19 protein-coding genes are annotated in these 19349 nt (G+C 46.0%); 12 read left to right on the plus strand and 7 right to left on the minus strand.

The window, feature by feature from the left end:
* The 3 genes from J7529_RS14765 to J7529_RS14775 all read left to right on the plus strand — a co-directional run.
* On the plus strand, window positions 1–484 hold a 484-nt coding region (locus J7529_RS14765), incomplete at its 5' end, for a Uma2 family endonuclease (RefSeq protein ID WP_318729604.1).
* Between the two features lie 86 nt (window positions 485–570).
* Window positions 571–1713, plus strand: a complete 1143-nt coding sequence (queC, locus tag J7529_RS14770) for a 7-cyano-7-deazaguanine synthase QueC (protein ID WP_318729606.1) — start codon at window positions 571–573, stop codon at window positions 1711–1713.
* A 52-nt stretch (window positions 1714–1765) separates the two neighbouring features.
* A complete protein-coding gene (locus J7529_RS14775; protein ID WP_318729607.1) occupies window positions 1766–2161 on the plus strand; it encodes a DUF2358 domain-containing protein in 396 nt (131 codons plus the stop codon).
* A 30-nt stretch (window positions 2162–2191) separates the two neighbouring features.
* Here J7529_RS14775 and J7529_RS14780 read toward each other — a convergent pair whose 3' ends face one another.
* Both J7529_RS14780 and J7529_RS14785 read right to left on the minus strand, forming a co-directional pair.
* Complete coding sequence (locus J7529_RS14780) at window positions 2192–2791, minus strand: glutathione S-transferase family protein (protein WP_318729645.1); 600 nt, start codon at window positions 2789–2791, stop codon at window positions 2192–2194.
* Window positions 2792–2842: 51 nt separating this feature from the next.
* A complete protein-coding gene (locus tag J7529_RS14785) occupies window positions 2843–3766 on the minus strand; it encodes an alpha/beta fold hydrolase (protein ID WP_318729608.1) in 924 nt (307 codons plus the stop codon).
* Window positions 3767–4013: 247 nt separating this feature from the next.
* Between J7529_RS14785 and J7529_RS14790 the strand changes: the two genes are divergently transcribed.
* Together J7529_RS14790 and J7529_RS14795 are read left to right on the plus strand one after the other, a co-directional pair.
* Window positions 4014–5987 carry a PP2C family protein-serine/threonine phosphatase gene (locus tag J7529_RS14790; RefSeq protein WP_318729609.1) on the plus strand — a complete coding sequence of 658 codons (1974 nt, stop codon included), beginning with the start codon at window positions 4014–4016 and terminating at the stop codon, window positions 5985–5987.
* 140 nt (window positions 5988–6127) lie between these two features.
* Window positions 6128–7870, plus strand: a complete 1743-nt coding sequence (locus J7529_RS14795) for a CHAT domain-containing protein (protein ID WP_318729610.1) — start codon at window positions 6128–6130, stop codon at window positions 7868–7870.
* A gap of 104 nt (window positions 7871–7974) precedes the next feature.
* Here the strand turns inward: J7529_RS14795 and obgE are convergent, their stop codons facing one another.
* Window positions 7975–8985 carry a GTPase ObgE gene (gene obgE / locus J7529_RS14800; protein WP_318729611.1) on the minus strand — a complete coding sequence of 337 codons (1011 nt, stop codon included), beginning with the start codon at window positions 8983–8985 and terminating at the stop codon, window positions 7975–7977.
* A gap of 138 nt (window positions 8986–9123) precedes the next feature.
* Window positions 9124–9567, minus strand: a complete 444-nt coding sequence (locus tag J7529_RS14805) for a peroxiredoxin (RefSeq protein WP_271937265.1) — start codon at window positions 9565–9567, stop codon at window positions 9124–9126.
* 177 nt (window positions 9568–9744) lie between these two features.
* Here J7529_RS14805 and J7529_RS14810 point away from each other — a divergent pair, with 177 nt between their 5' ends.
* From J7529_RS14810 to J7529_RS14820, 3 genes are read left to right on the plus strand one after another with little or no spacing between them, the layout of a single operon-like run.
* Window positions 9745–10158: an Npun_F0494 family protein gene (locus tag J7529_RS14810; RefSeq protein ID WP_318729612.1), complete on the plus strand. Its 414-nt coding sequence runs from the start codon at window positions 9745–9747 to the stop codon at window positions 10156–10158.
* Between the two features lie 40 nt (window positions 10159–10198).
* The gene (gene cobQ / locus J7529_RS14815) at window positions 10199–11671 is read left to right on the plus strand and encodes a cobyric acid synthase CobQ (protein WP_318729613.1); all 1473 of its coding nucleotides are present in this window, start codon (window positions 10199–10201) and stop codon (window positions 11669–11671) included.
* A 30-nt stretch (window positions 11672–11701) separates the two neighbouring features.
* A complete protein-coding gene (locus J7529_RS14820) occupies window positions 11702–11947 on the plus strand; it encodes a 2Fe-2S iron-sulfur cluster-binding protein (RefSeq protein WP_318729614.1) in 246 nt (81 codons plus the stop codon).
* 197 nt (window positions 11948–12144) lie between these two features.
* Here the strand turns inward: J7529_RS14820 and J7529_RS14825 are convergent, their stop codons facing one another.
* Window positions 12145–13161: a type I glyceraldehyde-3-phosphate dehydrogenase gene (locus J7529_RS14825; RefSeq protein ID WP_271937261.1), complete on the minus strand. Its 1017-nt coding sequence runs from the start codon at window positions 13159–13161 to the stop codon at window positions 12145–12147.
* 670 nt (window positions 13162–13831) lie between these two features.
* On the opposite strand from J7529_RS14825, the gene murC reads away from it, so the two are divergent.
* The 4 genes from murC (at window position 13832) to J7529_RS14845 (ending at window position 17389) form a co-directional block, all read left to right on the plus strand.
* Entirely contained in the window at window positions 13832–15289 is a 1458-nt protein-coding gene (gene murC / locus J7529_RS14830) for a UDP-N-acetylmuramate--L-alanine ligase (protein WP_318729615.1), read from the plus strand.
* A gap of 55 nt (window positions 15290–15344) precedes the next feature.
* Window positions 15345–16331, plus strand: coding sequence for a UDP-N-acetylmuramate dehydrogenase (murB, locus tag J7529_RS14835; RefSeq protein ID WP_318729616.1), 987 nt, complete (start codon window positions 15345–15347; stop codon window positions 16329–16331).
* Between the two features lie 130 nt (window positions 16332–16461).
* Complete coding sequence (locus tag J7529_RS14840) at window positions 16462–16809, plus strand: YbaB/EbfC family nucleoid-associated protein (RefSeq protein ID WP_313898530.1); 348 nt, start codon at window positions 16462–16464, stop codon at window positions 16807–16809.
* Window positions 16810–16906: 97 nt separating this feature from the next.
* Complete coding sequence (locus tag J7529_RS14845) at window positions 16907–17389, plus strand: low molecular weight protein-tyrosine-phosphatase (RefSeq protein WP_318729617.1); 483 nt, start codon at window positions 16907–16909, stop codon at window positions 17387–17389.
* 63 nt (window positions 17390–17452) lie between these two features.
* Here the strand turns inward: J7529_RS14845 and J7529_RS14850 are convergent, their stop codons facing one another.
* Entirely contained in the window at window positions 17453–18106 is a 654-nt protein-coding gene (locus J7529_RS14850) for a response regulator transcription factor (protein ID WP_318729618.1), read from the minus strand.
* Between the two features lie 76 nt (window positions 18107–18182).
* Window positions 18183–19187 (minus strand): M48 family metallopeptidase, encoded by a 1005-nt coding sequence (locus J7529_RS14855; protein ID WP_318729619.1) that lies wholly within the window; start codon window positions 19185–19187, stop codon window positions 18183–18185.
* Between the last annotated feature and the right edge of the window lie 162 nt (window positions 19188–19349).

Here is a 19349-nt window from a genome sequence, read left to right on the forward strand (position 1 = left end):
GGAAAATAACCGTTATCCGGATTGGGTTTTGGAAGTAACTTCCATGAGTACCCGACACAAGGATGAACGAGATAAACCCATCACTTATGCCCAAATGGGGGTAACGGAATATTTCCAGTATGACCCCAGCGGGGATTATTTAAAACCTCGTTTGCGAGGACGCAGGTTAGTCAATGGAGCGTATCAATTATTGACGCTCAATGAGTTAGACGATGGTACATTATCCGTTTTTTCTCAGGTTTTAGGTTTAGAGATGCGAGTGCTACCGGATGGTAAATTACGGTTTTTTGACCGAGAGAGAGGGGAGTATTTGCGCAGTCCCGATGAGTCAGAGCAGGAGCGGTTACAGGAACGGCAAAGGGCTGAACAAGCAGAACTGGCTCTAGAAGAGGAACGCAGACGCACTCAACAAGCAGAAGCCGAATTACAAGCCTTACGCCAACGTCTGCTAGAACAGGGTATTGATCCGTCTACTCTGGAATAGGCGACACCAGGGGTGGGCTGCATCGGATGGGTTCTCCCCGATCTACAATATTGACGACCCTATTTTTGATTTTCATTGATTGTTTCATGGCTCAAACCGAAGCTCTGGTTATCCTTTCTGGTGGACAAGATTCAACCACCTGCGCTGCATTAGCTACACAACAATTCGATCGCATTCATGGGCTGACGTTTGATTATCAACAGCGTCATCGCATTGAGCTGGAAAGTGCCCAAGCCGTGGCTCAGAAGCTGGAATTGGCAAGTCATGAAATCGTCTCAGTGGGGCCTATTTTGGCGAGTACGAGTCCTTTGGTGAGCGAAACCCCTTTGGCGGAGTATGAGAGTGCCGAGGCGCTGCCAGGGGGCATTGAAGCCACATTTATTCCGGGACGTAATATTTTGTTCTTAACCTTGGCCGCGAATCGGGCGGCGCGTTTGGGGATTAAAGATATTGTTTTAGGAGTGTGTGAGACGGATTTTGCAGGGTATTGGGATTGTCGTCAGAGTTTTATTGATGCCATGGGGGTGGCATTGGGTGAGGGAATGTACGGTGATGGTGAGGCGTATCGGATTCATACACCCTTGATGAATTTAACGAAGGCAGAGTCAGTGAAGTTGGCTCAGGAGGCGTTGGGCGATCGCTTCGAGTCAGTCATGGAGTTAACCCATACTTGCTATGCAGGGGTGAAGGGAGGATGCGGTAAGTGTCATGCCTGTATCTTAAGAGATCGGGGTTTTCAGGAAGCCGGAGTTGCCGATCCGATTTGGAAATATCGAGGCACTAACCATGGCAGTTCTGGGACAGAGATATTAGAAGATCGAACCTATGGCGATCGCGCCATTGAAGAGGCGGCTCACCATCGACTAGAAATTTGGCCCAACCCTTCTCCAAACCACGATTATATCATTCATCTAGAACATCCAGAGTTTACTGCCCTTTGTCCGCGATCGGGTTATCCAGATTTTGGCACTATTGTCTGTGATTATTTTCCCGGTCAATCTGTTTTAGAACTCAAAGCTTTTAAGCTTTACATTAACAGTTTTCGCCAACAAAGAATCAGCCATGAAACCGTAGTTAACCAGGTCGCCGATCGCCTGATGGCAGAAGTGAAACCCAAAGCTCTGCGCATTATCGGCGATTTTACGAGGCGTGGAGGCGTAAAAACCGTGATTACCGCTTATCGAGGGGAAGACATGAGTTTCCCTGATTATCAACCCAATTTGCTTTAAAACTCTTGCCTATTGCCTCCCCAAAAAACGGTCGTAACTCACTGATGAAGCTATGGAACTGATCGAAATTCTCAAAGCAGACTATGAACGGTTTCCCGTCAACCAAACCTATAGTATTTATGCGCCAGATGTGTATTTTAAAGATCCAATGACCGAATTCTGGGGAGGCGATCGCTATCAACAGATGATATCCTGGATGGAACGCTGGTTCCTGAATATCAAAATGGACTTACACCACATCCAGCAAGACGGAAACACGATTCACACCCGATGGACATTGCACTGGAATACTCCCCTCCCCTGGAAACCCCGTATTTCTATTCCTGGATCGAGTGAACTCCGAATCAATGAGAATGGCTTAATTAATTCCCATATCGATCATTGGGATATTTCACGCTTAGATGTCTTAAAGCAACATATCGTGCTTCGTGCTGCTAATCGGGAATAGATAAACCATTTTTCCCTTCTATAGAGACGATTAAGACATTGTAAGATGATGGGGATGACTTGACACGCGATCGAGCCATGCTCGAACAGCAGGATATTCAGAAAGATCAAATCCTCCTTCATCAGCTACATGGGTATAAGCGTATAACGAAATATCTGCGATCGTTAGAGAACCATTGACGAGAAAATCCGTTTTTGATAATTGCTGCTCCATAACAGAGAGTGCTTTATACCCCCCTTCTTGTTTCGCTTCATATTCTGCTCGTCTCTCTTCTGGTAGTCCCAGATACTTGGCGATAAACCGGGCTACGGCAATATACGGCTCATGACTATATTGTTCAAAAAACTGCCATTGCAAAATATTTGCTCGCTCCCAAGGGTCATCCGATAAATAATGGGTTCCATGGGCTAAATAATTGAGAATGGCATTAGACTCAGAAAGATATTGTCCTGAAGGGAGTTCCAGAAGAGGAATTTTTCCATTGGAATTTTTGCTCAGAAACTCATTCGTTTTCGTTTCTCTCTGTAAGATATCGATCTCTATCCATTCATGATCTATATCTAGATGATTCATCAGTAACTTAACCTTATAGCAGTTACCTGAGAGCCTATCTCCGTAAACCCGATACATATATTCCTGTGCTATTGCTATATGTTGACATTTTTCTGAGTTATTCACTCTTTAGTTTAACGGGTCACTGTTCTCTAATACCCAATCGAGGATGAGGGGATTGACCAATTCTGGGGCTTCATCTTGGGGACAATGACCGACTCCTTCTAGGGGAATAAAGTGTTTAATGGCTGGAAATTCGCCTAACTTGCGTCCCTCATCAATGGGTTCCCAGGGGTCTTCAGTTCCCCAGAGCATGAGCGCTGGACAAGGGAGACTTTCTAACAAATCTTCGGGTAGGGGGCCTTGGGAATAGCGGGTGAAGGCAAGAAAAACATCTGCTGCCCCCGGATCGAAGGCTGGAGCCATGAGTAAATCGACCAATTCATCGGTGACGGCTTCCGATCGCCCATAGGCTTGTTCTAAAATTTGTTTGACAACCTTGGGTTTAGCAATTTGGGCAAAAAACCAATGACCGATCGCCCGAATCCCCAAAAACCGTTGTACGATAGGCGCACCATAGCGTTTATAAAAGGGTAAATTCTCTCGGCGGCGATCGTGAAGTAACCTTAAAGAACAATTGAGCAAAACGACAGAGTTTACCCAATCTGGAGCATCAACTGTCGCTTGCATCACAGCAATACAGCCGATCGAATTACCCACCAATACCGTCGGCTCACCAATCACCTCTTGACAAAACTGGATAATTTGCTCGCTCCAGGTTTCAAATCTGTACTCAACCTCCACCCCTGAAGTCGGTTTGGCCGAACCCCCAAAGCCAATTAAATCTAGGGCATAACAGTGACAACATTGACCGAGAACCGGGAGATTTTTACGCCAATGATCCACCGATCCCCCAAATCCATGAATTAATAACACTGTTGGCCCCATTTGACCCATTTTCTGATAGCGGATGGGAAATCCGCGCCAGTTCCAGAACAGATATTCCATAGGATCAGCCGGATCATTGGCCCTTTGAGTCGCAGAAATAGTCATATAATTTGGGAAAAGCCTGCAAGATTGTATGGGCAGAATATAAGTCAAACCCGCTGTTCTTGTCAGCTATTTCCCTAAACATCAATAACTAAGGGTGCGTTCACTAAACTAGAATTATATCTATTTCAGCTTGCTTCTCAGGTAGTGTTTATATCTATCGCTCTAGCCGAGTAGCCGTCTGCTATGCTCTGAACTCCAGTTGTGGAGCAATACACTGCCTTTCCATTTACAGGCGCGAGGATTTCCTATGCCAACCGAAACCGCATTCCTTAACTGTCCCAATCCCAGTTGTCAGAGAGCCAATTCAGAAGATCTTCAAGATTGCCACAATTGCGGCACTCGGTTAGTCAAGCGGTATCTGTGGGCAACTTCTCCGGATCTGCGACCTTTGGGCAATGCCTTGGACTTTCTAGAAGTGGGACAACGAATGGGCGATCGCTATCTCTACAAAGGTAATCACATTTTCCTCGATCTGAAACCGGGGGTTCCCCCCCATATCCCCTCAGAAATCTCGACATCCCTACAAACCTATCTCAAATTATTTCCCCATCGACTCCATCTCCCCCAACCCTACGAACTCTTAACCCTAAAATCCACTTTACCCCCCGTACTACTACTCGAAGGAGCGCCGATTAACCCATCCCTTTTAGACCAAGACTCTCTGAAACCCGCACTGATGCCAACGCTCAAAGATCAATGGGCCAAAGCTTCTCCCATGCGTCAACTGCATTGGTTATGGCAAATTGCTCATCTGTGGCAACCCTTAAAAGTGCTGGAAGTGGCAAATTCCTTACTCGATCATCACTTCTTGCGAGTTGAAGGGCCAGTAGTACGGATTCGAGAATTGCGGGCTGATCCCTCATCTTCAGTTGAGTTATCTCAGTTAGGGCAAATGTGGTTACCGCTAGCGAAACAGGCTAACCCTTTAATTAATCGCTTTTTACAACATTTAGCTCAAGGGTTGACTGAAGGACAAATCTTCGCCATGGATCAGGCGATCGCCGAACTCGATCGGGCCTTACACTATTGTCGCCAGTCCCAGACTACCCACTTTAGCCTATGTACCGCCAGTGATAAGGGCCCCAGTCGCTCCCATAATGAAGATGCTTGTTACCCCCTACAAACCTCCCCAGGTCAAAGCATTTCGTCATTTCAGGGGTCTGATCCTCTCTGTGCGATTGTCTGTGATGGTATTGGTGGTCATGCTGGGGGAGAAGTGGCTTCTCAACAGGCGATCGAAAGTATTTTGGCCTCTTTGAATTGGGAGAAGCTTTCTGCTGCCAAGAGTCCCCCAGATCGGGTCGATCAGATCACCCATCTTCTCGATCAGTTGATTCGTCATGCGAATACAGTTATTAGCGATCGCAATGACCAAGAGCATCGTCACGAACGACAACGCATGGGAACGACTCTCGTCATGGCAGTTGTTCCCCCTCCTGTAGAGCAGTCCCATGAACTCTATATTGCCCATGTGGGAGATTCCCGGATCTATTGGATCACCCAGCATGGATGTCATCAGGTGACCTTAGATGATGATTTAGCTTCTCGTGAAGTGCGCCTAGGTTATACCTTATATCGTGGCGCTCTCCAACATCGGGCTGCTGGTGCCCTGGTGCAAGCCTTGGGAATGAGTGAGTCTAGTCTCCTGCATCCTAGTGTGGGGCGATTAATTTTAGATGAGGATGGCATTGTGTTGCTTTGCTCTGATGGACTCAGTGATGGCGATCGCGTCGAACACCATTGGCAAAGTAAACTATTACCCATTTTGGAGGGTAAATTAGATTTGGCCACAGCCACAGCTGAATTAGTCGAATTAGCCAATACCCTCAATGGCCATGATAATGTCACCATCGGCCTGATCCATTATCAAGTCAAACCCCAGAATGCGACCTTGAAGCCCTTAACTAGATTATTTAATCCCGTTATTCCGGGCGATCGCTCCGCCAAAGAATCAGCCCAGAACTCAATGAAAACCCAATTGGTCACAGTTGGCGCTCCAGAAGGCCAAAAGGACTTGAAGTCTAGTCCAGACTCTGTGCCCCAAACGGTTTCTATTTCTCGATTATTAGTGGGGATTGTCAGTTTAATGACAATTTTATTAGTTTTAGGGGGAGCGATATTATATCTGTTTGAACCATCTTGGAGGCGATCGCCAACCCTTCAAAACTCTCCTGCTATACCCGTCCAACCGTCCCCCTCTCCCAGTCCCATAAACCCGTAAAATTATGGGTAATGGGTCATCAGTAACCTCCGTGTCTCCATCTCCCCGTGTCCCCATCCCCCAATCCCCCCATCTGTCCAAGCAATTCGATAAACTAGAAGAAAGGGGATACACTCAACCCGTAATATCAAGGCTCTTAAATGTCTTCAATTGACTGCCCTTGTCTCAGTATTGCCATTACCCGGTTGGTCGCTTGTTCACCACCTGATGGCAGTGATAAACCTCATTCTCCAGATAGAAACCAATCCGCCCATTTTGCCATTTGGGTAATTCGGGCTTCCTATCCCGGAGGATACACTCATCATGACCGTATTTGGCCCTATACTCTCAGCCTCACGTGGGAAGGATGGCAGGATTTATTTAAAATTCCCTCCCAACCCTCCTATTCTCTCTCCATTCCGGCTGTAGAGTCTAATCCAACAGAATTCGAGACTTTACTCTTTTCTTCAGAGGAAAAAGGGTCTTATAGTAGTCGGTTAATGCAGCAATTGGGGATTAGTTTGTGGCAATGGGTCTTTGATGGCCCCATTCAAAGTTGTTTATCCCAAAGTCAAGGTATTGCCTTAGGACAGAATAAACCCTTACGAGTACGCCTGGATATCCGAGACCCCGATCTCATTCCTTTACCTTGGGAAATTATGCAATCTCAAGCGGGAAAACAGGCCATTTCCGTTTCTCCTACCCTGTTATTTAGTCGTACCACCAGTGAGGTCGATCCTCTTCCTCCGCAACGAACGGATCAGGAACTGAATATTTTATTAGTCTTTGGTGCAACCGTTGGTCAGGGGACTTTGGGTTCTGAATGGCTTGAGGGTACACCGAGCGATCTGCAATTGGAAGCAGAAGCGGAGACCTTAGCTCGAATTCTGGAAAATTGTACCGATTCCCATCAAACCCTACCCAGTTTAATGACTTCATCGGTTCCCTGTAAAGTGGATACCTTGATCCAACCGACTCCTGCACAGTTAATTGCGGCTTTGGAAACGAAGACCTACAATATCGTGTTTTATGGAGGCCATGCTGTCCCGGCTCCGGATGGGGGACTGTTGTATTTACAGCCAGAAACAACCCTGAGTGGCCGGGAATTTGCTAATGTTTTGGTTCGAGGACAGGTAACGTTAGCAGTTTTGAATACTTGTTGGAGTGCGAAGGGAGATACGGAAGTAGATGATCCTAGGGATGGAGACTCTCATCGTCTCCTGCCTCGTAGTAGTTTCGCGGAAGTACTACTGCATCATGGGATACCAGCAGTTTTAGGAATGCGAGAGGCGATCGCTGATCGAGAAGCGCTCAGTTTCATTGAAGCCTTTGCTGAAGCCCTATCCAAGCGTTTCCCCATCGATGAAGCTACCGCTATAGCTCGGCAACGCTTAATTACACTCTATAAATATAATCAACCATCCTGGACACTTCCGGTGTTATATATGCATCCAGATTTTGATGGACAGTTATTAGTCCCTGCTCCGGAAGGAATTACTGAATTACCAGATACAGCAGTCAATTTGCATCAACAAACCCGCACAATTGCCTCCTTACGTTCAGTAGAAGAAACAACACAGGTTTGGCAGATTCATGGGGGACTCATGCGAGTGGGCAGACGGGAAGAGAATGATATTGTCATTAGCGAACGTTGGGTATCTCAGCGGCACGCGGAAATTATTCGCCGGGAACCGTTAGAATCGAATCAGGGAAAACCCACCTATTGGTTACGGGATTTTTCCCGCTTTGGAACCTTGGTATTACGAGCAGGGAATTGGAAAAAAATTCACCAGCAAGAAATTCCCCTAAAATCAGGGGAAAAGATTAAGTTTGGCAGTTCCCAAGGACAAATGTTGGAGTTTGTGATTGAGGAATTGATGATGAACTACTCACACTCTAAATAACATCAGTTTTGGTTAAGCTGAAACCCTTGTTCTCTCGTTGGCTGTAATCCCCATTGCTTCCTCAAATCAGTCGCAAAACGCCCTTAACCAAAACTGACGTTCATTTATTCCAGGGGATGGGGTTGCTGTTCGAGAATTTGCCAAATCCTTTGTAAGATCTCTTGGATGCCAGTTTGGGTGGCAGCAGATAGAAGGAATACAGGGGAACCAGTAAATTCTTGGAGAGAATGGGCGATCGCCTGCCAATCTTCGCTTTGATCCACCGCATCCATCTTATTCAAACCAATTACTTGCGGGCGATTTTCCAACCCTTTCCCATAAGCCACTAACTCTTGTTGAATCGTATTATAGACCGCAAAAATATCCGGTTCTGTACTATCAATCAGGTGCAATAAAACCCGCGTCCGTTCAATATGTCGTAGGAAATCATGACCCAAACCAATCCCTTCTGCTGCTCCTTCAATTAACCCCGGAATATCTGCAAATACGGTTCCATCTCCCGTCGGTTTCCGTACGACTCCCAAATTAGGAATTAACGTCGTAAACGGATAATTAGCAATTTTCGGTTGCGCGGCTGAAACAACTGAAATAAAGGTCGATTTTCCTGCATTCGGTAAACCAATAATTCCCACATCTGCTAAGAGTTTTAACTCAAAACGAAACCGTCCCTCTTCACCCTCTAAACCCGGAAGTGCATAATCGGGGGCGCGATTGCGATTACTCAAGAAATGCTGATTTCCTAACCCTCCTTTTCCCCCTTGGGCGATCGCTAATGTTTGTTCCTTTTCCACTAAATCCCCAATCCATTCCCCTGTTTCTGCATCCGTAATCACGGTTCCACAAGGAACTTCTAAAAATAAATCTGCCCCATTAGCTCCCGTCCGATTATTGGGTCCACCGCGCTTACCATTTTCGGCTCTAAATAAATGTTTGTAGCGAAAATCCAACAAAGTTTGCAACCGCTCGGTCGCTCTGACAATAATCGATCCCCCTTTGCCTCCATTTCCACCAGAAGGCCCCCCCGCCGGTACATATTTTTCCCGACGGAAGGCAACTAAACCATCTCCGCCATCTCCAGCCTTTACTTGTACTTCAACTTGATCGATAAACTGCATACTTGAGGAGATTAATTAAAGATTATTGAGGCCATAGAGGAGGGTAAGTATTTTCCCGACTTCACCTCTTGTTGTTGAGCTTTAGCGCTCTGGATATTTTAGGGCTAAAGCTCAACAACGAAGGAACAATTAGGAGAATTAAAGACCCAATTCAGCTAAAATATCTTGGGCATGGGTTGCGGTTTTGAGGTTAGCACCTTCAAACACCTTGATGATTTTTCCGGAACCATCAATCACATAAGTCACCCGCTTAGAATAACCCCCCCCTTCAACATCGTAAGCTTTAGTCAGTGCGCCATCCGTATCAGCCAGGAGAGGAAAGTTTAAACCATATTTTTCGGTAAACTTCTGGTGAGAGGCTTCATCATCCATGCTCACCCCTAAGACCACAATTTCTTTGCCTTGATATTCTCCATAAGCTTCCTTAAAGCTTTGGGCTTCTTTGGTACATCCGGGAGTATCATCCTTGGGATAGAAATAGAGAACCACGGTTTTTCCAGAAAAATCAGAGAGGGAAACCGAATTACCATTCGTATCTTTGGCGGTAAATGCTGGGGCAGTTGTGCCGACAGATAGAGACATAGAGATTGTTTTGGGTTAACTTAAGAACTGCTTTTGTAATTTTACAATACCTTGCTGCAAATTTTGAGACGGAGCTGGCGATCGCCTCTTCCCTAATCTGCCAAATCTCCATGCTAGATTAGAATAAGCGATTGTGAGTTTTTACTTGTCCTTCCTGCTCGACCCTTTGTTATCGTTATGTCATTGGTTCACTCTTCTCCCTCACCAGTTCCTCAGCAAGATAGCCCAACCTGGATGCGAGCCGATCTCGCCCTACGCTGTTCCCCATTTCAACTACAATTGTTTACTGACCTTAAAATTCGCAGTATTCCCTTGGCAGAGATCGCCACTCAAGCCGGATTGACAGCCCATTATACCCGCGCCACCCTCACCGAAATCGCTGCTGAAGATGCCCTCCTCTGGCTCATTCAAGTCGGTATTTTACGCCGAGAAGTAGACGGACAAGGCATTACGGATCGCTTTCGCCTCACGCCTTTAGGTCGTCAACTAATTGAATACTGGGAGGCGCAAACCGGAACGCTTCCGAGTGTCTCGATCTGCGATCGCCTCTACAACCGTCTGCATCAACTGATTCCCTGGTTTCTCCGATAACCCTCACGAACCCTTAACCATTCAATACATTTAATCTTCTATGAAAGCAATTATGGTAGTGGGCACAACCTCCCACGCAGGAAAATCCATGTTATGTACAGCCCTGTGTCGGATTTTAACGCGGCAAGGTTGGCACTTAGCCCCCTTTAAGGGACAGAATATGGCCTTAAATGCCTATGTTACCCCCACTGGGGGAGAAATTGGTTATGCCCAAGCCGTACAAGCTTGGGCGGCTGGGGTTCCCCCTCAAGTCGCCATGAATCCCATCTTACTTAAGCCCCAAGGTAACATGACCTCCCAAGTGATTTTGCTCGGAGAAGCCGTGGGACAAGTGAGCGCCGAAAATTACTATAAAGATTATTTTGATCGGGGATGGGAAGCGATTACTGAATCCCTAGAACAGTTATCCTATGAGTTTGATTTAGTTGTCTGTGAAGGGGCTGGATCTCCAGCAGAAATTAATCTCAAACATCGAGATTTAACCAATATGCGAGTGGCCAAACATTTAAACGCCTCTACAATTTTGGTCGTCGATATTGATCGCGGTGGTGCCTTTGCCCATGTCGTGGGAACCCTGGAATTACTCGAACCCGAAGAGCGCAGTTTAATTAAGGGAATTGTCATCAATAAATTTCGCGGTCAGCGCTCCCTTTTGCAATCAGGAGTTGAATGGTTAGAAAACTATACAGGAATTCCCGTTTTAGGGGTGATTCCTTGGTTAGATATGGCCTTTCCGGCAGAAGATTCCCTTAGTTTACTCGAACGAGATGGGGGAAAATCCAAAGGGTCAGCCGATCTAACAATCGCCGTGCTGCGCTTACCCCATATTGCTAATTTTACCGATTTTGATCCCCTCGATTCAGAAGCCAGTGTGCAGATCAAATATGTGAGTCTCCATGAGTCCTTGGAATATCCCGATGCAGTGATTATTCCGGGTTCTAAGACAACAATCTCTGATTTAATGGCGTTGCGAAAAAGTGGGATGGCCCAAGAGTTACAGGATTATGCAGCCAGTGGTGGAACCCTATTGGGCATTTGTGGTGGCTTTCAAATGCTAGGTAAAATAATTGCCGATCCGGAAGGCTTTGAAGGGGAAGAAGGTCGGTATCCAGGTTTGGATTTATTGCCTATTCAAACCGTACTTTTAGGCAAAAAAGTTGCTCGCCAGCGATCCGTGACTTCCCACCATCCTGAAGAAGGATTACCCATTACTGGATTTGAAATTCATCAAGGACGCACCAGTGTACTCTCTGATGACGGTTACTATTATTTGTTTGACGATCAATCCTTGGGGATGGTCGATCGGAATCAAGGCATTTGGGGAACCTATTTACATGGCATTTTTGATAATGGCCCCTGGCGAAGGATGTGGTTGAATCGGTTGCGCAAGCAGCGAGGTTTGTTAGCATTGCCTACAGGGGTTCCCAATTATCGGGAACAGCGAGAATTCGTGTTAGATATTCTCAGCGATCAAGTGGCCGAATATTTGAATATTCGGCCGCTTCTTTCATAATTTGTCCGGTTTACAGTTGAGGAGAAAATAATGGGTAAGGCGATCGCCGTTCGGTTTTTGCCCGATGAGGTTACCGTTAAAGCTGAAGTGGGAGAACCCTTGTTAGAAGTGGCTCGACGGGCTGGGGTGACGATTCCCACAGGGTGTTTAATGGGGTCTTGTCATGCTTGCGAAGTGGAAATTTTAGGCGGTCCTAATCTCTGTGCCTGTATTAGTGGCGTTCCCGCAGGAAGAGATGAAATCACTGTCAATCTTGAGAGCGATCCACTCTGGTAATATCGTGGGTTCGATGAACAATGAGACCGGGTTGTAGTGGCAGGTTTCCAACCCACCACTACAATAGACCAATCATAATTGTATCAATCTTAATCTATTGCCTTTGAGCTAGTACAACCGATACTTTCATCTGTTAGCTATTGTGTGCGACGCTTGAATACAAGCGTCACTGTCGATCAACCCTATTCTCTAGCGCTCTAGGCTTGCCAATTTTTAGCTACCACTTCAGCTAAATCTACAACTCGCTGAGAATAGCCCCACTCATTGTCATACCAAGCAATTACTTTCACCATATCGCCATCCATGACCATGGTTAAGCTGGCATCTACAATAGAAGACGCATCATGACCGCGATAATCACAGGAGACTAAGGGTAGATCGCTATATTCGAGAATGCCTTTTAGTGGGCCTTCGGCCGCTTCTTGCAGCACTTCGTTGACCTCTTCTACAAAGGTCTTTTTCTCTACTTGAACCACTAAATCCACAACAGATACGTTGGGAGTGGGAACCCGCATAGCAATTCCATTGAGCTTTCCTTTTAATTCAGGAATGACCAGAGCTACTGCTTTAGCTGCTCCGGTAGAGGTGGGAACAATATTCAGAGCAGCAGCTCTAGCGCGACGCACATCCCGGTGAGAGGCATCTAGCAGGCGTTGGTCACCCGTATAACTATGGGTGGTGGTCATGGTTCCCTTGATAATGCTAAATTTCTCATGGAGAACCTTGGCAAACGGAGCTAAACAGTTGGTGGTACAACTGGCATTACTCACAACTTTATAGTCTTCATGCCGATATTGTGCATCGTTAACTCCCACGACAAAAGTTCCGATATGTCCTCCTTTTCCGGGAGCCGTAATCAGAACTTTTTTCGCACCCGCTTGTAAATGCTTAGATGCTCCTTCTTCTGTCACAAATACACCTGTGGATTCAATAATTAAATCCACTCCCCATTCTGCCCAGGGTAAATTTAGGGGGTTGCGATCGGAAACACATTTGACTGTTTTTCCATTGACCGTTAAGGAATTTTCGTCCGCCGATATATCTGCATCAAACGTGCCCAACATGGAGTCATATTTGAGCAAATGGGCGTTGGTTCTCGGATCGGAAGTATCATTAATACCCACAACTTCCAAGTTGCTGTTTTCTCTGCCTGCCCAGCACCGCATGAAGTTCCGTCCAATCCGACCAAAACCGTTAATTGCTACTCTAATCACTTCGTCTTGCCCTCTATTTCTTCAACCAAGTATTTTTAAGCGAATTGCTGAATGTTTATTTTGACGTTAAACCGATAGGAACAAGGCCCATCAAGTTTGATTGCTCTACAGAATTTGCTCTCATTTTCCTTAATCAGGAGATCCGGATTTGGGATCATAATGGATATTTTTTTCCGGATTGACCCCTGAAACTCAGTAGAAAACACTACTCAACTTTGGGGAGATCGCTGGCGATCGCCACCCACTGATGAAGGAAATCTACTTAAGTGATCCCAAACTTAAGTCCAATGGAGCATTGCTAACCTGAGCCAGCTTCTGGTATTGATCCTCTACTCTAGAAAACCTTCCAGAATTGAGTGAGCTTCCTGAGCATAAGGAAGCCTGTTCGATCTGAAGATACCATAAAAGGGCACCGAGTTCTTGAGAAGATGAGGTTTAATTTCCGGAACTTGATGAACCGCTAGAGAAAAACAAGATAAAAACTCACAATTCTATCACAAAAGTCATGAAAACCGAAATGAGTCTATCTTTTGTAGAGAAATCAACCCGGTATGAGAAACCCAAGGTCATTCTCAAGAACTGATTGGAGATTTTGTGGCATAGTATTGCCATGAAAGCAAATGCTGAAATATGATATCGCGTGTTATTGGTGTGGTGTGTGAGGAAAAAAATGCTAAGTTCGATAGACTTTGGCGGCAAACCGTTCCATTTTATAGGAATAGGGGGGATTGGAATGTCAGCTTTAGCGTATATACTAGCTAAACGGAACCTACCAGTGTCGGGTTCAGACATCCGCTTATCCCATATTACCGAAAGGTTACAGGAAATAGGAACTCAGATTTTTGGCTCTCAAGAAGGCAAAAACTTGGAGATCTATCATTCTGTGACCGATCGCTCCTCAGAGCAAGGAAAAGCGATCGCCACAGCTCTGAAAGAGAGAAATTCGAGCGACAACAGGAACGGCCACCTACCCCAAGTCATTTGCTCAACTGCCATCAATACCAATAACGCAGAATATAAAGCAGCCCTAGAATTAGGCTGTCCCATTTTTCATCGATCTGATGTTCTTGCCGCCCTCATCCAAGACTATCGCAGTGTAGCCGTTGCCGGAACCCATGGTAAAACCACCACCAGTAGTTTAATCGGTTATCTCTTACTTCGAGCCGCGTTAGATCCCACCATTATCATTGGCGGAGAAGTGAAGGCCTGGGAAGGCAATGCACGATTTGGCCAAGGAGAATTTTTAGTCGCAGAAGCGGATGAATCCGATGGTTCTCTGGTTAAAATTGCAGCAGAAATTGGAGTAGTTACCAATATAGAATTGGATCACCCAGATCATTACCAAAGTCTCGATCAGGTCATTGAAACCTTTGAAAGATTCAAGAAACAGTGTAAAACATTAGTGGGATGCATCGATTGTCCAATTGTGCGCGATTGCATCCATCCAACCATTAGCTATAGCTTAAATTTAGAGTCAGGGGCAGCGTACAGCGTCGATCGAATTATCTATACCTCCCAAGGAACCCAGGCGAGGGTATGGGAGCGAGGTCAGTTGTTAGGGGAGATTGAAATTCCCCTATTGGGCCAGCACAATCTTAGCAACGCACTGGCGGCGATCGCCGTAGCTCGTTATTTAGGAATCCCATTTTCCACCCTTCAGGAGGCCCTGTCCTCTTTTGAGGGAGCAAAACGGCGCTTTGAATACCGAGGAGAATTTAAGGGCAGTATGCTCATTGATGACTATGCTCACCATCCAAGTGAAATTCAAGCCACTTTAGCCGCAGCTAGTCTAAGAGCCAAAGACCAACGTGTCATCGCTATCTTCCAACCCCACCGCTACAGTCGAACCCAAATGTTTCTGACTGAATTTGCCCAATCCTTCGGACAAGCCAATCAAGTGGTGGTAACAGATGTCTATAGTGCGGGAGAAGCGAATTCAGACCGCTTCCAGGGTGAAACTGTAGCCCAGGTCATCGGTGAATATCACGATCGAGTCTCCTATCAACCCACCCTCAAAGACGTTGAAAACTATTTGGTCGCCCACTTACAACCTGGAGATTATGCTGTTTTTCTCGGAGCAGGGAACTTAAACCAAATCATTCCCAAACTCATCACTCATTCAGCGTAAGCCTTCACGTTCTCCTCACTTCCTCCACCTGCTCATACACCATTGATGAAAACCAATGACAATTTCCTACGATCCCCCTAAACTCAAAAGTGCTTGTGGCCTCACTCAGATTTCTCCTGAAGGCATGAAACTTAAACCGACAGAGGTTGTGATTGCTCAACCGAGTATGATTCAAAGCCATGTGTCCCTAGCTGGGTTAACCTCATTTCGAGTGGGTGGGCCAGCTCAATGGTATGTAGCTCCTCAATCAGAATCAGAATTACTCATGAGTTTAGCTTGGGCGAAAAGCAAATCCCTACCTGTAACTACAATTGGGGCAGGATCAAACCTATTAATCAGTGATGATGGATTACCTGGACTGGTAATCGGGACTCGCAACCTGCGGAATATTGAGTATGATGACCAAAACGCCCAAGTGAGGGTAGATGCGGGAGTGTCCTTAGCCTATCTAGCTCGACAAGTGGCTCGTCGAGGGTGGTCTGGACTTGAATGGGCGATCGGGATTCCAGGAACTGTCGGTGGCGCGGTAGTCATGAATGCTGGGGCCCATAAAAGCTGTATGGCCGATATCCTGACGGATATTCAAGTGATCGCTGGTAATGGAGTTCACCAAACCTTGATGAAAGCTGACCTGGAATATAGTTACCGCAGCTCTATCCTACAAGGATCAAACTACACCGTGACTCAGGCTCGATTTCAACTCAAGCCCACCCACGATCCCCAAGCCATCATCACAACCACCAATACCCATCTCCATCAACGCCACGCCACCCAACCCTATCACCTACCCAGTTGTGGTAGTGTATTCCGCAATCCTGAACCCCAAAAAGCAGCTCGACTGATTGAACAAGCTGGGTTGAAGGGCTATAAAATTGGAGATGCACAGGTTTCTGAACTCCATGCCAACTTTATCCTCAACTGTGGCCGGGCAACAGCCAGTGATATTTATCAGTTGATTCACTATGTTCAGGAACAAGTAGATCGGCGATGGTCGATCCGATTGAAACCCGAAGTGAAAATTGTAGGAAATTTTAACCAGTAATGGAAAGCCCCCAGGGGTTTAGGTTCCAACTCGGCCAAACTCAAGTTTTTTAGGTCGGTTTTGGTTATGCCTGAACCAACTGTGGGTAGAATAGCGTAGGAAAGCAGAACAACCACCATTAGAGTAATCAATTATGTCAAAAGGACAGGGATTTGGCTTCGGTTTAGGAAAAATGAAAGAGCTGACCGAAGCATTCAAGAAAGCTCAACAGGTTCAAGAGGGCGCAAAGCAACTCCAAGAAGAGCTAGAGCAACTCGAAGTTGAGGGTGAAGCGGGCGGTGGACTTGTCAAAGTTGTCATGAATGGCAACCAAAATCCCCAGCGCGTAACCATTGCCCCTGAAGTTTTGGGAGAAGGGGCGGATGTGGTCTCAGACTTGGTTACCGCAGCGATGAAGGATGCTTACAATAAGTCTACAACGACTATGAAAGAAAGGATGGAAGCTTTGACGGAAGGTTTAAATCTGCCGGGCATGTGATAATTTTCCATTAGGGGTTGATGGCTCTGGGATCTTCGAGGGAACAGATCGCCATAACCCCCTTTTGTCGTTACTCGATAGAACTGCTGTAAAGAGAATGTCGTATAAGCTGTTATTTGTTTGTCTGGGCAATATTTGTCGATCGCCTTCTGCCGAGAATATCATGAATCATTTGATCGCCCAACAGGGTTTAGAAGAGGAAATGGTTTGTGATTCGGCTGGCACAAGTGCCTATCATATTGGCAGCTCTCCAGACCGAAGAATGGCAGCCGCAGCAGCGGAACAAGGTATTGAGCTTAAGGGAAGAGCGCGTCAGTTCAAGAAGGAAGACTTTGAAGAATTTGACTTGATCCTGGCAATGGACAAGGATAACTATCGTAATATTCTGTACTTAGACGAGGGCGATCGCTACAAAGATAAAGTGCGCTTAATGTGTGAGTTCTGCACTCGTCACCCCAATATTTCTGAAGTTCCAGACCCCTATTATGGTGGTCCAGAAGGGTTTAATCAAGTGATTGATTTGCTTATGGATGCTTGTGAGGGATTGTTATCTGAATCAATAATTAAAAATTATGGGTAATCCCTAATTCTCCGTGTCTGGAGTGTCTCCCCATCCTCACTACTCCCTAGCGCAAAGTACCCCCTATTCAATCAACCGGTGTTGCATGGCATAGTGAACCAATTCTGCTCGGTTATTGGTTAAGGTTTTGCGCAATAAGCTACTCACATATTTTTCAATCGTTCGTGGACTCAGGTGTAAACTCTGGCCAATTTGTACATTGGATAAGCCACTGGTGAGTAAATGCAACACATCCCATTCTCGTTCTGTCAGAGCCAGATCGGAAGACATAACCTTTTGGATCGCTGGTTCTGGAGGAGAAGGAAGTGCTAGATTAGGGGCTTTAGACGTTGCCTGCATCATTAACGAATAGCGTTCGATTAAATTCCGCACCACTGCCCCTAACTCTTCGAGTTCAAAGGGTTTGGGTAAATAAACATCACATCCTAGCTGATAGCCGCGAATGCGGTCTTCCATGGCAGTGCGAGCCGTCAAGAAAACTACAGGTAAAAGACGAAATTCAGGTTTTTTACGGATTTGTCGCACCAATTCATAGCCATCCATCAAGGGCATGGCAATATCTGTGACGATTAAATAGGGATGATATTGTTCAACCTGTTGCAGGGCTTCTTTTCCATGTGCCGCTACGATCGCCGAATAGCCCCTCTGTTCTAAATAGTCTTGAATAGCGAGGCGTGTTCCCAAATCATCTTCAACAACCAGAATTACCAGTGACATGGCAATTCAATCGGCAATCGGCAATCGGCAATCGGCAATCGTTTACGGGTGCTAGACTTGAGCATTTAAGAAAGTCCTAACCGCCTTGACGGTTGCTAGAGTTATTCTGTTTTTGGGTTTTGAGTCGCTCAATTTCTTGTTGTAACTCTTCAAGTTGATGACGTAGCTCTTCAGCTTCAGTTTGGCTAGACTGGGGTTCTTGGGAGTCTACATTGACAGATCCTTCGGCAGTTTGTTGGCGATAATTCCCTTGACGAATCTGGGCATACTCTGGAGAATCATACCAGGCTTGCAGATAGTGGAGCCGGTCAACGGGGAAAGGATGACTTAAGAAGGTTCCCTGACCCCCATTGTACAGAAGAAATTTATAAACTTGATTGAGATTATCGCGATCGAGGTCTTGATAGCTTTGAGATTGGCGAATAAATTCTTGTAGGTTAACTTCATGGCCATATTTACTCGATCCTCCTGCCATTTTCATCATGGTATTCATGACCAGGGGTAAGTCGTCAGTTACTAACAGAGCCGCACGATCTGAGGATAATTCAGCTTTGCGTCGCCATTCATAAAAGGCATAGAGCAGACCAATACTAATGACTACATTGCTTAAGCCAAAGGTCATTTTGCCGATTTCCTCGGCTACATTCATCACCCAAATGGCCATCTGAATTAAAATGGTGTGGCCGCACTTAATATGACCGAGTTCGTGGGCAAGGACAGTTTTAATCTCCCCTTCAGTCATCAAATCCAATAAACCTGTATTAATCACAATAAACGGATTATCCTGGCCTAAAGCATAACTATTGACTTGGGCATTTTGAGAGACAAATAGACCTGGTTCAGGGGAAACATCCAGATCGCGGACCGCTTCCCGAAACAGTTGGTAAATCGTTGAATACTGGCGCGGCCCGACTTGGACGTAGTTACCCATCGAGTAAATATACTGTGGACGTTCGGCAAGAAATTCTACAAACTTACGAGCGAGTAAATCAAATCCAGGGAAACTGCGTAAGGTTTGTTCGGCTTCCCAGTCTAGGGGATGACGGAAGGCTTCGCTAGAGATTCCGGTATAGGTAGGCATAGGGGTTGATGATGATCGCGTATAAAAATGATGGCGCTTTCTGCTATGGCGGACATGAACGGACTAGGCAAAAGGCAGTAGGGGCGAAAAATTTTTCGCCCCTACTTGTCGTACTCAGGATTTGAGTATCCACAATTCATTTAGGGTCTTTCTTAATGATGC

It is taken from the genome of Roseofilum sp. Guam, from assembly GCF_017746735.1.
Lineage (GTDB): Bacteria > Cyanobacteriota > Cyanobacteriia > Cyanobacteriales > Desertifilaceae > Roseofilum > Roseofilum reptotaenium.

Excerpts from the sequence above, each read along its gene's own strand:
- queC (WP_318729606.1), top strand. The coding sequence starts at position 571 with ATGGCTCAAACCGAAGCTCTGGTTATCCTTTCTGGTGGACAAGATTCA.
- J7529_RS14775 (WP_318729607.1), top strand. The coding sequence starts at position 1,766 with ATGGAACTGATCGAAATTCTCAAAGCAGACTATGAACGGTTTCCCGTC.
- J7529_RS14780 (WP_318729645.1), bottom strand. The coding sequence starts at position 2,791 with ATGTATCGGGTTTACGGAGATAGGCTCTCAGGTAACTGCTATAAGGTT.
- J7529_RS14785 (WP_318729608.1), bottom strand. The coding sequence starts at position 3,766 with ATGACTATTTCTGCGACTCAAAGGGCCAATGATCCGGCTGATCCTATG.
- J7529_RS14790 (WP_318729609.1), top strand. The coding sequence starts at position 4,014 with ATGCCAACCGAAACCGCATTCCTTAACTGTCCCAATCCCAGTTGTCAG.
- J7529_RS14795 (WP_318729610.1), top strand. The coding sequence starts at position 6,128 with ATGTCTTCAATTGACTGCCCTTGTCTCAGTATTGCCATTACCCGGTTG.
- obgE (WP_318729611.1), bottom strand. The coding sequence starts at position 8,985 with ATGCAGTTTATCGATCAAGTTGAAGTACAAGTAAAGGCTGGAGATGGC.
- J7529_RS14805 (WP_271937265.1), bottom strand. The coding sequence starts at position 9,567 with ATGTCTCTATCTGTCGGCACAACTGCCCCAGCATTTACCGCCAAAGAT.
- J7529_RS14810 (WP_318729612.1), top strand. The coding sequence starts at position 9,745 with ATGTCATTGGTTCACTCTTCTCCCTCACCAGTTCCTCAGCAAGATAGC.
- cobQ (WP_318729613.1), top strand. The coding sequence starts at position 10,199 with ATGAAAGCAATTATGGTAGTGGGCACAACCTCCCACGCAGGAAAATCC.
- J7529_RS14820 (WP_318729614.1), top strand. The coding sequence starts at position 11,702 with ATGGGTAAGGCGATCGCCGTTCGGTTTTTGCCCGATGAGGTTACCGTT.
- murC (WP_318729615.1), top strand. The coding sequence starts at position 13,832 with ATGCTAAGTTCGATAGACTTTGGCGGCAAACCGTTCCATTTTATAGGA.
- murB (WP_318729616.1), top strand. The coding sequence starts at position 15,345 with ATGACAATTTCCTACGATCCCCCTAAACTCAAAAGTGCTTGTGGCCTC.
- J7529_RS14845 (WP_318729617.1), top strand. The coding sequence starts at position 16,907 with ATGTCGTATAAGCTGTTATTTGTTTGTCTGGGCAATATTTGTCGATCG.
- J7529_RS14850 (WP_318729618.1), bottom strand. The coding sequence starts at position 18,106 with ATGTCACTGGTAATTCTGGTTGTTGAAGATGATTTGGGAACACGCCTC.
- J7529_RS14855 (WP_318729619.1), bottom strand. The coding sequence starts at position 19,187 with ATGCCTACCTATACCGGAATCTCTAGCGAAGCCTTCCGTCATCCCCTA.